Raw genomic sequence first — 13,627 nt, forward strand, 5'->3', positions numbered from 1 at the left:
CTAGTCGTCATCCGGGTCGGGCGCGTCCTGCTGCTCCCCCTCGTCGGGGGTACCCGCCGCGGCCTCCACTTCCTCGGCCTCGCGACCGGCCTCGGCGTTGCGTGCGACGCCGACCACCGCGTCCTTCTTGCCCAGGTTGATCAGTTGAACGCCCATGGTGTCACGGCCGGTCTCCCTCACCTCGTTGACCCGCGTGCGGATCACCCCGCCGCCGAGCGTGATGGCGAGGATCTCGTCCGTCTCCTCGACCACCAGCGCGCCGACCAGCGATCCCCGGTCCTCCACGATCTTGGCGGCCTTGATGCCGAGCCCGCCGCGGCCCTGGACCCGGTAGTCGTCCACATCCGTCCGCTTCGCGTACCCGCCGTCAGTGGCCGTGAAGACGAACGTACCCGCCCGCACGACATTCATCGAGAGGAGTTCGTCGTCCTCGCGGAAACTCATCCCCTTGACACCGGAGGTGGCTCGGCCCATCGGGCGCAGCGCCTCGTCGGTCGCGGTGAAGCGGATCGACTGCGCCTTCCTGCTCACCAGCAGCAGATCGTCGTCGGACGAGACCAGTTCGGCGCCGATCAGCTCGTCGTCGCGGCCGTCCTCCATCTCACGGAGGTTGATCGCGATGACGCCGCCCGAGCGGGGCGAGTCGTAGTCCTTGAGCGGGGTCTTCTTGACCAGCCCCGACTTGGTGGCCAGCACCAGGTAGGGGGTGGCGTCGTAGTCCCGGATGGCGAGGATCTCCGCGATCTGCTCGTCGGGCTGGAAGGCCAGCAGGTTGGCCACGTGCTGGCCGCGCGCCTCGCGGCCGGCGTCCGGCAGCTCGTACGCCTTGGCCCGGTAGACGCGGCCCTTGTTGGTGAAGAACAGCACCCAGTGGTGGGTGGTCGAGACGAAGAAGTGGTCGACGATGTCGTCCTCCTTCAGCTTCGTCCCGCGCACCCCCTTCCCGCCGCGCTTCTGCGCCCGGTAGTCGTCGGTCTTGGTGCGCTTGACGTAGCCGCCACGGGTGATCGTGACGACGATGTCCTCCTCGGCGATCAGGTCCTCGATGGACATGTCGCCCTCGAAGGGGATCAGCTTGGTGCGCCGGTCGTCGCCGTACTTCTCGACGATCTGGCCCATCTCCTGGCCGATGATCTGCCGCTGCCGCTCGGGCGAGGCGAGGATCGCGTTGTACTCGTCGATCTTGAGCTGGAGTTCGTCGTGCTCGGCGGTGATCTTCTGCCGCTCCAGCGCGGCCAGCCGGCGGAGCTGCATCTCCAGGATCGCGTTGGCCTGGATCTCGTCGATGTCCAGCAGGCCCATCAGGCCCCCGCGGGCCTCCTCGACGGTCTGGCTGCGCCGGATCAGCGCGATGACCTCGTCGATCGCGTCCAGCGCCTTGAGCAGACCGCGCAGGATGTGGGCGCGCTCCTCGGCCTTGCGCAGCCGGAAGCGGGTGCGGCGCACGATGACGTCGATCTGGTGCGCGACCCAGTGCCGGATGAAGGCGTCCAGCGACAGGGTGCGCGGCACGCCCTCGACCAGTGCCAGCATGTTCGCACCGAAGTTGGTCTGCAGATCGGTGTGCTTGTAGAGGTTGTTGAGGACGACCTTGGCGACCGCGTCCCGCTTCAGGACGATGACCAGCCGCTGCCCGGTCCGCGACGAGGTCTCGTCGCGGACGTCGGCGATCCCGCCGATCCGGCCGTCCTTGACCAGGTCGGCGATCTTCAGCGCGAGGTTGTCCGGGTTGACCTGGTAGGGCAGCTCCGTGACGACCAGGCACTGGCGGCCCTGGATCTCCTCGACCTCCACCACGGCCCGCATGGTGATCGAGCCGCGCCCGGTGCGGTACGCCTCCTCGATCCCCTTGCGGCCCACCACCAGGGCGCCGCTGGGGAAGTCCGGGCCCTTGATCCGCTCGATGAGGGCTTCCAGCAACTCCTCGTTGGACGCCTCGGGGTGGTCGAGGAACCACTGGGCGCCCGCGGCCACCTCCCGCAGGTTGTGCGGCGGGATGTTGGTGGCCATCCCGACGGCGATCCCGGCGGAGCCGTTGATCAGCAGGTTGGGGAAACGCGCCGGCAGGACCGTCGGCTCCTGGTTGCGGCCGTCGTAGTTGTCCTGGAAGTCGACGGTCTCCTCGTCGATGTCCCGGAGCATCTCCATGGCCAGCGGCGCCATCTTGCACTCGGTGTACCGCATGGCGGCGGCCGGGTCGTTGCCCGGCGAGCCGAAGTTGCCGTTGGAGTCGACCAGCGGCATCCGCATCGACCAGGGCTGCGCCAGCCGCACCAGCGCGTCGTAGATCGAGGTGTCACCGTGCGGGTGGTAGGTGCCCATGACGTCGCCGACGACGCGGGCGCACTTGTAGTAGCCCTTCTCGGGGCGGTACCCGCCGTCGTACATCGCGTACAGCACGCGCCGGTGCACCGGCTTGAGGCCGTCCCGGATGTCGGGCAGCGCGCGGCTCACGATCACGCTCATCGCGTAGTCGAGGTAGGAGCGCTGCATCTCCGTCTCGAGGCTGACGGGCTCGACGCGGGCACCCGCCTCGGTGTCCACCAGCGCGCTGTCGGGCGCGGGGGCGTTCTCGGGCGTCGGCTCGGGTGTGGTGGGGGTCTCGTCGGCCATGGTGAAAGATCAAGTCCTTGTCTGTGTGCGGCGCTTCGGGTCCCGGCACGGCGGCCAGGGGCCGACGTCAGATGTCGAGGAAGCGGACGTCCTTGGCGTTGCGCTGGATGAACGAGCGGCGGGCTTCGACGTCCTCCCCCATGAGGATGGAGAACAGGTCGTCGGCCGCGGCCGCGTCGTCCAGCGTCACCTGGCGCAGGACGCGGTGCTCGATGTCCATGGTGGTGACACGCAGCTCGTCCGCGTTCATCTCGCCCAGGCCCTTGAAGCGCTGCACCGAGTCGTCCTTGATGCGCTTGCCCTGCTCGCGGCCGAGCTGGATGAGGCTGTCGCGCTCCGGGTCGGAGTACGCGTACTGGTACTCGTCCCGACTCCACTTGATCTTGTAGAGCGGCGGCTGGGACAGGAAGACGTGCCCGGCCTCCACCAGCGGCCGCATGAAGCGGAAGAGCAGCGTCAGCAGCAGCGTGTTGATGTGCTGGCCGTCGACATCGGCGTCCGCCATCAGAATGATCTTGTGGTAGCGGAGCTTCTCGATGTCGAAGTCCTCGTGCACACCCGTGCCGAACGCCGAGATCAGCGCCTGCACCTCGGCGTTCTGCAGGACCTTGTCGATCCGCGCCTTCTCCACGTTCAGGATCTTGCCGCGGATCGGCAGGATGGCCTGGTACTCCGGGTCGCGGCCCGACTTGGCCGAACCGCCCGCCGAGTCGCCCTCCACGATGAAGATCTCGCACTTCACCGGGTCGTTGGACTGGCAGTCCGAGAGCTTGCCCGGCAGCGACGCCGTCTCCAGCAGCCCCTTGCGCCGGGTCAGGTCCCGCGCCTTGCGCGCGGCGACCCGCGCCGTGGCCGCCTGGATGCCCTTGCGGATGATGTCCGCGGCCTCGTTCGGGTTCCGGTCCAGCCAGTCGGTCAGATACTCGTGGACGATCTTCTGGACGAAGGTCTTGGCCTCGGTGTTGCCCAGCTTCGTCTTCGTCTGGCCCTCGAACTGCGGCTCACCCAGCTTGACGGAGATGATCGCCGTCAGGCCCTCGCGGATGTCCTCACCGGTGAGGTTGTCGTCCTTCTCGCGCAGCAGCCTGCGGTCCCGCGCATAGCGGTTGATCAGCCCGGTCAGCGCGGCCCGGAAGCCCTCCTCGTGGGTGCCGCCCTCGTGGGTGTGGATGGTGTTCGCGAAGGAGTACACCCCCTCGCTGTACTGGCTGTTCCACTGCATCGCGATCTCGACCGAGAGCATCCGCTCGGTGTCCTCGGCCTCGAAGTCGATCACCGTGTCGTGGACCAGTTCGCCCTTGCGCGAGTTGAGGTAGCGGACGAAGTCCGCGATACCGCCCTCGTAGTGGTACCGGACCGTGTTGGGCCGGCCCTCCTCGTCGACGTGGCCCTCGCGCTCGTCGGTCAGCGAGATGGTCAGCCCCTTGTTGAGGAACGCCATCTCCTGGAACCGCCGCGAGAGCGTCTCGAAGGAGTAGTCCGTCGTCTCGAAGATGTCCCCGTCGGCCCAGAAGGTGACCACGGTGCCGGTCTCGTCCGTGGCCTCGTTCTGCGACAGCGGAGCCGTCGGCGCGCCCAGCTTGTAGTCCTGGGTCCAGCGGTAGCCGTCGGTCCTGACCTCGACGGCGACCTTGCTGGACAGCGCATTCACCACGGAGACGCCCACGCCGTGCAGACCGCCGGAGACCGCGTAGCCGCCGCCGCCGAACTTGCCGCCCGCGTGCAGCACCGTCAGCACGACCTCGACGGCCGGCTTCCCCTCGGAGGGGATGATGCCCACCGGGATGCCGCGCCCGTTGTCGGTCACCCGCACCCCGCCGTCGGCGAGCAGCGCCACGTCGATGGTGTCCGCGTGCCCGGCGAGCGCCTCGTCGACCGAGTTGTCGACCACCTCGTACACCAGGTGATGAAGGCCACGCTCACCGGTCGACCCGATGTACATACCGGGACGCTTGCGGACCGCGTCCAGCCCCTCCAGGACGGTGATCGCGCTCGCGTCGTACGACGACCCCTCGGCGCCGGACGACGCCGCAGCAGCGCCGCCGCCCGCGGGGTCCGGACCGGCGCCCTCGCCGTGGTTCGGGGGTTCCTCCGCGGACTGCGGCGGAGTCGTGTTGTCGTTCTCGTTGAGATCGCCGGAATCGGCCACGAAGCGCCCTTTCTGGCACAGCACAGGCCGTCTCCAAGGCAAGGCGGAGCGGCTGCGTCGTTCGACATGTTCCGCAACGGTGCGGTAGTCCCCCAGTGTACCGGTGGCCGCAACGTGAATGGGGGTTTGCCGGTGCCTGAGTCCACATGTGGCGCCCTGAACTGGCGTCCATCGACTCCCCATATCTGGACCGGGGGGCCAGGAGCCTCACAGTGGCACTGAGCGCTTCGATCCGTATCCGGCTGTTCCAGTCCGTACACACACCGCGACCGGGCCGCTCACGAGCTCACCCGTACGTGTCGCCCGGACCCCTGCTGCCGGGCGCCCGCAGCGGGCCGTACCCCTTGCGCGGGGCCTCCGGACCCCGCACTTTGATCATCCGCACGGTGCCCTGGCCGAGGTCCTCGTTCAGCCGTGCCACCAGCCGCGGCGCCAGCAGCCGCAACTGCGTCGCCCAGGCCGTCGAGTCGCAGCGCACCAGCAGCGTGCGCTCCTCCTCGTCGTACCGCTGCGGCTCGCAGTGCTGCGCCACCTCCTGCCCCACAAGCTGCGGCCAGCGCCCCATCACCCCGCCGACCGCCGCCGGGGTCTCCCAGCCGCGCTCCGCGATCAGCCTGCTGACGGCAGCACCCAGCGGCAGCGGATCCCGGCCGTCGCGCCGCGCGCCCGAGCGCAGTCCGCCGCCCCGGCGGGCCTGCCGGCGCTGCTGCGCCTCGGCACCCCGCGCCCGCGCCTGCTCCTTGGCCGCACGCAGCGCGACCCGCGCCAGATCCACCCCGCTCGGTGCGGGCGGCGTGCCGCCGCCCGGCTCGCCCCGTTCGCCCGTACCGCCCGGCTCGGGGGTACCGCCCGCCGCCTCCGGCTGCTCGCTCACAGCGGCGCCACCTCCCCGTCGGCCACCGCGAACCGGGCGCCCGACAGCACCTGAGGCACATCCTCCGGCACCGCCGCGGTCACCAGCACCTGCTCGGCCGGAGCCACCAGCTCCGCCAGCCGGGCCCGGCGCCTGGCGTCCAGCTCGGCGAAGACGTCGTCCAGTACCAGCACCGGCTCGTGCCCCTCGCTCTTGAGCAGTTCGTAGGCGGCCAGCCGCAGCGCCAGCGCGAACGACCAGGACTCGCCGTGACTGGCGTACCCCTTCGCGGGCAACTCGCCCAGCCGCAGGAGCACATCGTCGCGGTGCGGGCCGACCAGCGTCACCCCGCGCTCGATCTCCTGCTTGCGCGCCTCGCCCAGCGCCGCCACCAGACCCGCGTACAGCTCCTCCCGGGAGGCGCCCGTCACCGGCCCCCGGTACGCCAGCGCCACCGGGCCGCCGCCCGGCGCCAGCCGCTCGTACGCCTTGTCGGCCAGCGGCCCCAGCACCGCCAGCAGATCCAGCCGCTGCGCCAGCAACTCCGCGCCGACCCGCGCCAGATGCTGGTCCCACACGTCCAACGTGGACAGATCCACCCCGCGTCCGCCGTGCCGCCGGGCCATCGCGGCCGACTTCAGCAGGCTGTTGCGCTGCTTGAGCACCCGCTCGTAGTCCGACCGCACCCCCGCCATCCGCGGCGCGCGGGCCGTCACCAACTCGTCCACGAAGCGGCGGCGCTCGCCCGGATCGCCCTTGACCAGCGTCAGGTCCTCCGGCGCGAACAGCACCGTGCGCAGGATGCCCAGCACATCCCGGGGCCGCACCTGCGACGAGCGGTTGATCCGCGCCCGGTTGGCCCGGCCCGGATTCAGCTCCAGCTCGATCCGCTGCTCACGTTCGTCCTGCCGCACCACGGCACGGACCACGGCGCGCTCGGCACCCTGCCGCACCAGCGGCGCGTCCGCCGAGACCCGGTGGCTGCCCAGCGTGGCGAGATAGCCGACGGCCTCCACCAGATTCGTCTTGCCCTGGCCGTTCGGCCCGAGGAACGCCGTCACACCCGGTGCCAGCGGCACCTCGGCCCGGGTGTACGAGCGGAAGTCGGCGAGCGAGAGATGCGTGACGTGCATCGGCCGGCGTCAGCCTCCCGCGGGCGGCGTGACGTCGGCACCCGGTGCGTCCGCGCCCTTCTCACCGGCCTTGTCCGCGGCCGTGACCGCGTGCCCGCCGAACTGGTTGCGCAGTGCGGCGATCATCTTCATCTGCGGGGAGTCCTCCTGCCGGGAGGAGAACCGCGCGAACAGCGACGCGGTGATCGCCGGCAGCGGCACCGCCTTGTCGATCGCGGCCTCCACCGTCCAGCGGCCCTCGCCGGAGTCCGCCGCGTAGCCGCGCAGCGCGTCCAGGTGCTCGTCGCTGTCCAGCGCCTTGACGGCCAGGTCCAGCAGCCAGGAGCGGATGACGGTGCCCTCCTGCCAGGAGCGGAAGACCTCGCGCACGTCGGTGACCGAGTCCGCGGCCTCCAGCAGCTCCCAGCCCTCCGCGAAGGACTGCATCATCGCGTACTCGATGCCGTTGTGGACCATCTTCGCGAAGTGGCCCGCACCGACCTTCCCCGCGTGCACCGAGCCGAACCGGCCCGCGGGCTTGAGCGCGTCGAAGACCGGCTGCACCTTCGCCACGTCCTCGTCGGAGCCGCCGTACATCAGCGCGTAGCCGTTCTCCAGGCCCCACACGCCGCCGGAGACGCCGCAGTCCACGAACCCGATCTGCCGGGCCCGCAGCTCCTCGGCATGCTTCTCGTCGTCGGTCCAGCGCGAGTTGCCGCCGTCCACGACCAGGTCACCGGGCGAGAGCAGCTCGCCGAGCTGGTCGACGGTCGACTGGGTCGCCGCGCCCGCCGGCACCATCACCCACACGACGCGGGGTGCGCTGAGCGAGCCCACCAGCTCCTCGATGCTGTCCACATCGGAGATGTCCGGATTCCGGTCGTACCCGATGACCGTGTGGCCCCCGCGGCGGATGCGCTCGCGCATGTTCCCGCCCATCTTCCCGAGACCGACCAGACCGAGCTCCATCACTGCCCCTTAGCTGAGTTTCCGCAGTTTCGTACGCATTCGACCCTACGCCTTGCCGCACCCCTGTTCGGCGCGGCGGTACGGCGGTCCGGGGCACGCCGCCCGCGCGGGGCGCGGGACCGGACCCCGGGCCCTGCGCGGCCGCGGCGCCGGGCCGCGGGCTCGGCCTCGGACTGTGGTCCGGCCCCGGGCTGAGACACAGATCGGGACACGGACAGAGGCACGGACAGAGGCACGGGCCGGGGCCGCTTCCGACCGCCGCCGCGAGGTGCGGCCTCGGGCGGGCGGTCCTCAGCCGGAGAGGCGGACCGGCATGATCAGGTACTTGTACGCCTCGTCCGCCTCGGCGTCCTTGGCCGGCCGGCCGCTCAGCAGGGCGGGCTTGGTCGAGGTCGTGAACGAGAGCTGGGCCACCGGCGAGTCGATGGCGCTCAGCCCCTCCAGCAGGAAGCCCGGGTTGAAGGCGATCGAGATGTCGTCGCCGTCCAGGTCCGCGTCGACCCGCTCCACAGCCTGTGCATCGTCGCTGGAACCGGCCTCCAGGGTGAGCACGCCCTGCTCGAAGCTCAGCCGCACCGGGGTGTTCCGCTCGGCGACGAGCGCCACGCGCTTGACGGCCTCCACGAACGGTGCCGTCTCGATCACCGCGACGGAGTTGAACTCCGTCGGGAAGAGCGTGCGGTACTTGGGCAGGTCGCCCTCCAGCAGCCGGGTCGTCGTCCGCCGCCCGGCGCCCTCGAAACCGATCAGGCCCTCACCGGAGCCGGAGCCGGAGAGCGCCAGCGTGACACTGTCGCCCCCGTTCAGGGACTTCGCCGTGTCCAGCAGCGTCTTGGCGGGCACCAGGGCCACCGCCGAGGCGTCCGGCGTCTCGGGCTTCCACAGGAACTCGCGCACCGCGAAGCGGTACCGGTCGGTGGAGGCCAGCGTGACGGTGTCGCCCTCGATCTCGATGCGCACACCGGTGAGCACCGGCAGGGTGTCGTCCCGCCCGGCCGCGATGGCGACCTGCTGGGCCGCCGCGGCGAAGACCTCGCCCGGGACGGTGCCGGTCGCGGACGGCATCTCGGGCAGCGCCGGGTACTCCTCCACAGGGAGGGTGTGCAGGGTGAACCGCGAGGAGCCGCAGACGACGGTCGCCCGTACACCGTCTGTGGAGATCTCCACCGGACGGTTGGGGAGGGCGCGGCAGATGTCGGCCAGCAGTCGGCCGGAGACCAGCACCGTGCCGTCCTCCTCGACCTCCGCCTCCACCGAGACCCGCGCCGAGACCTCGTAGTCGAAGCCGGAGAGGCTCAGTGTGCCGTCGTCCGCCTTCAACAGCAGGCCCGCGAGCACGGGCACCGGCGGGCGGGCGGGGAGGCTCTTGGCCGTCCAGGCCACCGCCTCCGCGAGCACATCGCGTTCAACCCGGATCTTCACGTTCAGCCGCCTCCTGCTGCTGCCTCTGCTCGTGCTTTGCCGGGCACCAGTCTGACGTACCCGACTGACAGCGGGCGCGGGTGCGGGTCAAGTCGGTGCGGTGCGGTCCGGAGCGCGCGGCGCCGAGTTGTGCACAGCCCCCACTTCGAAGCGAATCCCGGGCTCTCTCTGTGTGGTCGTAGTAGTAGGGCTTGTGGAAACGGTGGAAAAGCACGTTTCCGCAGCTCAGCCGGGAAATTTTGTCCACCGCGCCTGTGGGCGGACCGGTGGAGGAAGCGGGGCTCGCTGTGGATGGCGAAAAGTTCTGCACACCCCGCCCACAGGGCGAGGGGGTTTCCCCACAGCTCCGCCCACAGCTTTCCCCGGCTTTCCCACAGCCCAAACCTCGCCCTGGATGTGACGGCTTTCACTCGGACCGGTGAGGGGGCGCGTTGAGTTGCCGAACAGTGGACAGATCTGTGGAGAAGCGGCCGCTCACTGGGGATAAGACGCCGCATCTTGTGGGCAGCCGGTGGACAACCCGGGGGCTCCGTCCCCGGGGCGCATCCCCCTCCACACCATGTGGACAACGTGCACCCACAAGTCCACAGCCGAATGACCTCGGCAAACCTCTTCCACGGCAGGGTGGTTGTGGACGCCCTTGGGACAACGAGAAGAGTCCCCAGGGTGTGGAAGCGGTAAACCGCTCACTGCTGTGGATTCCAGTACCTCGCACGCCACGATTCGAACAGCGAGCAGCCTTCGGAGAGTTGTCCTCAGTTGTGGGCCGGCCGCACGGTCGTTCGCGGAGCCGTTCGCCGAGCCGTCGCCGGGGGCCGTGAGCCGTCCGCGGGAGGCCGGGAGCCGCCAGTTGCCCGGTGTCCGGCTTCGGGGGTGCGGTGCCGGAGCGGTACTGGAGCGACTGGGGAGCGACGGGTAGGGGCGAGGCGGCTGGTAGCGGTCGGGCGCCTGTGCGTGGCATGTGCGCGGCGACTGGGCGGTCGGCGCAGGGAGCGATGTGCTCTCTGCCGGTGCCTCGGTGCCTCGGTGCCTCGGTGCCTCGGTGCCCGACCGGGCGTTGCCGTCCGCCGGTGATCGGCCCGGACGCGCTGCTGCTGCCGGGAGTCCGGTCAGAGGGAGCGTGAGCAGTGCGGACAGGCGCATGCCGACGGGCCCGGCATGCCGCGGGCGGGGTGGCGGAGCCGGACGGCGGTGGGTGTCCGGGAGCGCCGCTGTCGGCACTGGCGGGACGGCACTGGCGGGACGGCACTGGCGGGACGGCACTGGCGGGACGGCACCGGGCGGGACGGCACCGGGCGGGACGGCACCGGGCGGGACGGCACCGGCGGACAGCCGCCCCGTCGGGCCGGGGCGGCTCCGGGCAGCCCTCGGTCAGCCGTTCTTGATGCGGTTGGTCAGCTCCGTGACCTGGTTGTAGATGGAGCGCCGCTCGGCCATCAGGGCGCGGATCTTGCGATCGGCGTGCATCACGGTGGTGTGGTCGCGGCCGCCGAACTGCCCACCGATCTTCGGCAGCGACAGATCGGTCAGCTCCCGGCACAGATACATCGCGATCTGCCGTGCTGTGACCAGGACCCGGCTGCGCGAAGAGCCGCACAGGTCGTCCACCGTCAGCCCGAAATAGTCCGCCGTCGCGGCCATGATGGCGGGTGCGGTGATCTCCGGGGTCGCGTCCTCGCCACCGGGGATCAGGTCCTTCAGCACGATCTCGGTCAGCCCGAGGTCGACCGGCTGCCGGTTGAGGCTGGCGAAGGCCGTCACCCGGATCAGGGCGCCCTCCAGTTCCCGGATGTTGCGCGAGATGCGCGACGCGATGAACTCCAGCACCTCGGGCGGCGCGTTGAGCTGCTCCTGTACCGCCTTCTTGCGGAGGATCGCGATCCGCGTCTCCAGCTCTGGGGGCTGGACGTCGGTGATCAGGCCCCACTCGAAGCGGTTGCGCAACCGGTCCTCGAGCGTCTCCAGCGCCTTTGGCGGCCGGTCGCTGGAGAGCACGATCTGCTTGTTGGCGTTGTGCAGGGTGTTGAAGGTGTGGAAGAACTCCTCCTGCGTCGACTCCTTGTCCGCCAGGAACTGGACGTCGTCGACGAGCAGGATGTCCATGTCGCGGTAGCGCTTGCGGAAGGCGTCCGCCTTGCCGTCCCGGATGGAGTTGATGAACTCGTTGGTGAACTCCTCCGAGCTGACGTAGCGCACCCGCGTGCCCGGGTAGAGGCTGCGCGCGTAGTGGCCGATCGCGTGCAGCAGGTGCGTCTTGCCGAGCCCGGACTCGCCGTAGATGAACAGCGGGTTGTACGCCTTGGCCGGCGCCTCCGCCACGGCGACGGCCGCCGCGTGCGCGAACCGGTTCGAGGCGCCGATCACGAAGGTGTCGAAGAGGTACTTCGGGTTCAGCCGCGCCGTCGGCTCCCCCGGCCCGGTGGCGGGGGCGGGCTGCGCGGCCAGCGGCCCGGGCGCTCCGCTGGGCGCCGGTAGCTGTGCGGGGCTGTCGTAGTGCGGCGCGGGGGGCCGGCCCTGGGGCGGCACCTGGGGACGGGGGCGCTGCTGGTGCTGCGGCTCGTACGCCTCGAACGACTGCTGGTCGTAGCCCTGGTTCCGTTGCCCGGCCGGGCCGCCCTGGTAGCCGGGCCCGCCGGGTCCACTGTCGTAGCCCTGGCCGCCGCGCTCATAGCTCTGACCGCCGCCGCGCTCGTAGCCCTGCGGGGAGTCGTAGCCGGAGCCCTGCTGCTCGTAGGGCTGCTGCTCGTACGACTGCTGGTCGTAGCCCTGCTGCGGGTCGTAGGACCGGTGCTGCTGCGGAGGGTACGGCTCGCGCGGCTGCGGCCAGGACGCGGGCGGGGCGGCGGGCGATCCGGGGCCGCTGGAGGGGAGGGCGCTGCGCGCGTAGTCCGCGGGATAAGCGGAGCGGGCGCCGGGGACGTCCCGGCCGTCGTACTGGTCGTACTGGTCGTAGCGGTCGTCGGGGTACCGCTCGTCGGTGTAGTGCTCCTGGCCGTACCGCTCCTGCTGCGCATGGGCCTGTGGCTGTCCCTGCCCCTGTGGCTGCGCCGGTCCCTGGGGCTGGCTCTGTCCCTGCTGCTGGGGTGCCTGCTGGTGCTGCTGGGGTGGCTGTCCCTGCGGGAGCGGAGTCTGCTGCTCCGGGGGCGGCGTGGGTGAGGGGATGGCGGGAGCGGGCGGGGTGGCCTCGGGTGCCGGGCCCGTCACCGTGATCGCCAGCCGGATGGGCTGCTGGCACTCACGGCCGAGAGCCTCGGTGATCAGCGGGGCGAGCCGGCCCTCCAGCACGCCTTTCGCATACTCGTTCGGTACGCCGAGCAGTGCCGTACCGGAGACCAGGACGAGCGGCTGGCAGTCCCGCAGCCAGCGCTGGTCCTTCGCCTCGACGCCCTGCCCCTCGCGCAGGAGCTGCTCCAGCACCCGTGGCCACACTGCGGCAAGATCGGCAGGTAGGTCAGCCACGGGGCACGCTCTCTCACTCGCTGGGTGACGGGTCACTCGGTGGGTGACGGTCGTCCGGTGACCGACCCGGTCCCACGAATGCATGTTTCTCGGGACGGTCGGGAAGGAAAGGAAGTTCGGCCACGGTAGTCACGCAGACCTGCCCCGTTCAAGTCGTTGTCCACAGGCTGTGCACGACTGCAGTAGTCGAGTCGCCACCCGGTGGCTGTCCGGTGGGTGGCCGGGCCCCGTCGGGCCCGGTTTGACCGGGTGGTGTGGGCACGCGTACCGTAACCAGGTCGAGTGTCGACGGCTGCTGCCGCCTGCCTCCGATGGGCAAGATCAAACGGGATTCCCGGTCGATCATGAAGCGGTGCACACTCGGGCGTTGCGAGCTACTCGTGGGCGCACGGTGACAGCCGGTCGACTCCCCGCACCCAGTCCTGCGGCGAGCGCGGGACACCAAGCATCTCTGGAGCCCCCGAGTGAGCAAGCGCACCTTCCAGCCGAACAACCGTCGCCGCGCGAAGACCCACGGCTTCCGGCTGCGCATGCGGACCCGCGCCGGCCGCGCGATCGTCGCGAACCGCCGCAGCAAGGGTCGCGCCCGCCTGTCGGCCTGAGCAGCCTGACCACAGGTCCATGACGTGCTGCCTACCGAGAACCGGCTGAGGCGGCGCGAGGACTTCGCGGCCGCGGTACGCCGAGGACGCAGGGCCGGTCGCCCGCTTCTCGTCGTCCATCTACGCAGTCGAACGGACCCGCACGCGCCGGGGGGAGAGGTCCCCCCGCCGCGTGCGGGTTTCGTCGTGAGCAAGGCCGTCGGCAACGCGGTGATCCGTAACCGTGTGAAGCGACGGCTGCGGCATCTGCTGCGGGACCGGCTGTCTCTGCTGCCCCCCGGTAGCCTGGTTGTCGTACGGGCGCAACCCGGTGCGGCGGACGCGGACCACGTGGAACTGGCCCGCGATCTGGATGCCGCGCTGCGGAAGCTGCTCAACGGGCCCCCTCACCGCTCTGCCGCCTCGGGGGACAGCCCCCGGAATCCCGGACGCGAACCGGGAGGGAGAG

General features: G+C 70.7%; 8 protein-coding genes and 1 pseudogene. 2 read left to right on the plus strand and 7 right to left on the minus strand.

What is annotated here, in order from left to right:
* The 7 genes from gyrA to dnaA form a co-directional block, all read right to left on the minus strand.
* Positions 1 to 2,613: a DNA gyrase subunit A gene (gene gyrA / locus BMX65_RS05860; RefSeq protein ID WP_074999053.1), complete on the minus strand. Its 2,613-nt coding sequence runs from the start codon at positions 2,611 to 2,613 to the stop codon at positions 1 to 3.
* Between the two features lie 67 nt (positions 2,614 to 2,680).
* Positions 2,681 to 4,786 carry a DNA topoisomerase (ATP-hydrolyzing) subunit B gene (gene gyrB / locus BMX65_RS05865; RefSeq protein ID WP_074999054.1) on the minus strand — a complete coding sequence of 702 codons (2,106 nt, stop codon included), beginning with the start codon at positions 4,784 to 4,786 and terminating at the stop codon, positions 2,681 to 2,683.
* A 262-nt stretch (positions 4,787 to 5,048) separates the two neighbouring features.
* Positions 5,049 to 5,636: a DciA family protein gene (locus tag BMX65_RS05870; protein WP_074999055.1), complete on the minus strand. Its 588-nt coding sequence runs from the start codon at positions 5,634 to 5,636 to the stop codon at positions 5,049 to 5,051.
* A complete protein-coding gene (recF, locus tag BMX65_RS05875; protein ID WP_074999056.1) occupies positions 5,633 to 6,748 on the minus strand; it encodes a DNA replication/repair protein RecF in 1,116 nt (371 codons plus the stop codon). Before recF ends, BMX65_RS05870 begins: the two co-directional genes overlap by 4 nt.
* Positions 6,749 to 6,757: 9 nt before the next feature.
* The gene (gene gnd, locus BMX65_RS05880) at positions 6,758 to 7,696 is read right to left on the minus strand and encodes a phosphogluconate dehydrogenase (NAD(+)-dependent, decarboxylating) (protein WP_074999057.1); all 939 of its coding nucleotides are present in this window, start codon (positions 7,694 to 7,696) and stop codon (positions 6,758 to 6,760) included.
* A 291-nt stretch (positions 7,697 to 7,987) separates the two neighbouring features.
* Entirely contained in the window at positions 7,988 to 9,118 is a 1,131-nt protein-coding gene (dnaN, locus tag BMX65_RS05885) for a DNA polymerase III subunit beta (RefSeq protein WP_019356754.1), read from the minus strand.
* Between the two features lie 1,371 nt (positions 9,119 to 10,489).
* Complete coding sequence (dnaA, locus tag BMX65_RS05890; RefSeq protein ID WP_074999058.1) at positions 10,490 to 12,577, minus strand: chromosomal replication initiator protein DnaA; 2,088 nt, start codon at positions 12,575 to 12,577, stop codon at positions 10,490 to 10,492.
* A 464-nt stretch (positions 12,578 to 13,041) separates the two neighbouring features.
* Between dnaA and rpmH the strand changes: the two genes are divergently transcribed.
* The gene (rpmH, locus tag BMX65_RS05895; protein ID WP_016906158.1) at positions 13,042 to 13,179 is read left to right on the plus strand and encodes a 50S ribosomal protein L34; all 138 of its coding nucleotides are present in this window, start codon (positions 13,042 to 13,044) and stop codon (positions 13,177 to 13,179) included.
* 24 nt (positions 13,180 to 13,203) lie between these two features.
* A pseudogene (gene rnpA, locus BMX65_RS05900) lies at positions 13,204 to 13,560 on the plus strand (ribonuclease P protein component); the annotation flags it as partial.
* Between the last annotated feature and the right edge of the window lie 67 nt (positions 13,561 to 13,627).

The sequence above is a fragment of the Streptomyces qinglanensis genome (genome assembly GCF_900111245.1).
Taxonomy (GTDB): domain Bacteria; phylum Actinomycetota; class Actinomycetes; order Streptomycetales; family Streptomycetaceae; genus Streptomyces; species Streptomyces qinglanensis.

Coding starts and splice junctions, on each gene's coding strand:
- gyrA (WP_074999053.1), bottom strand. CDS start 2,613: ATGGCCGACGAGACCCCCACCACACCCGAGCCGACGCCCGAGAACGCC.
- recF (WP_074999056.1), bottom strand. CDS start 6,748: ATGCACGTCACGCATCTCTCGCTCGCCGACTTCCGCTCGTACACCCGG.
- gnd (WP_074999057.1), bottom strand. CDS start 7,696: ATGGAGCTCGGTCTGGTCGGTCTCGGGAAGATGGGCGGGAACATGCGC.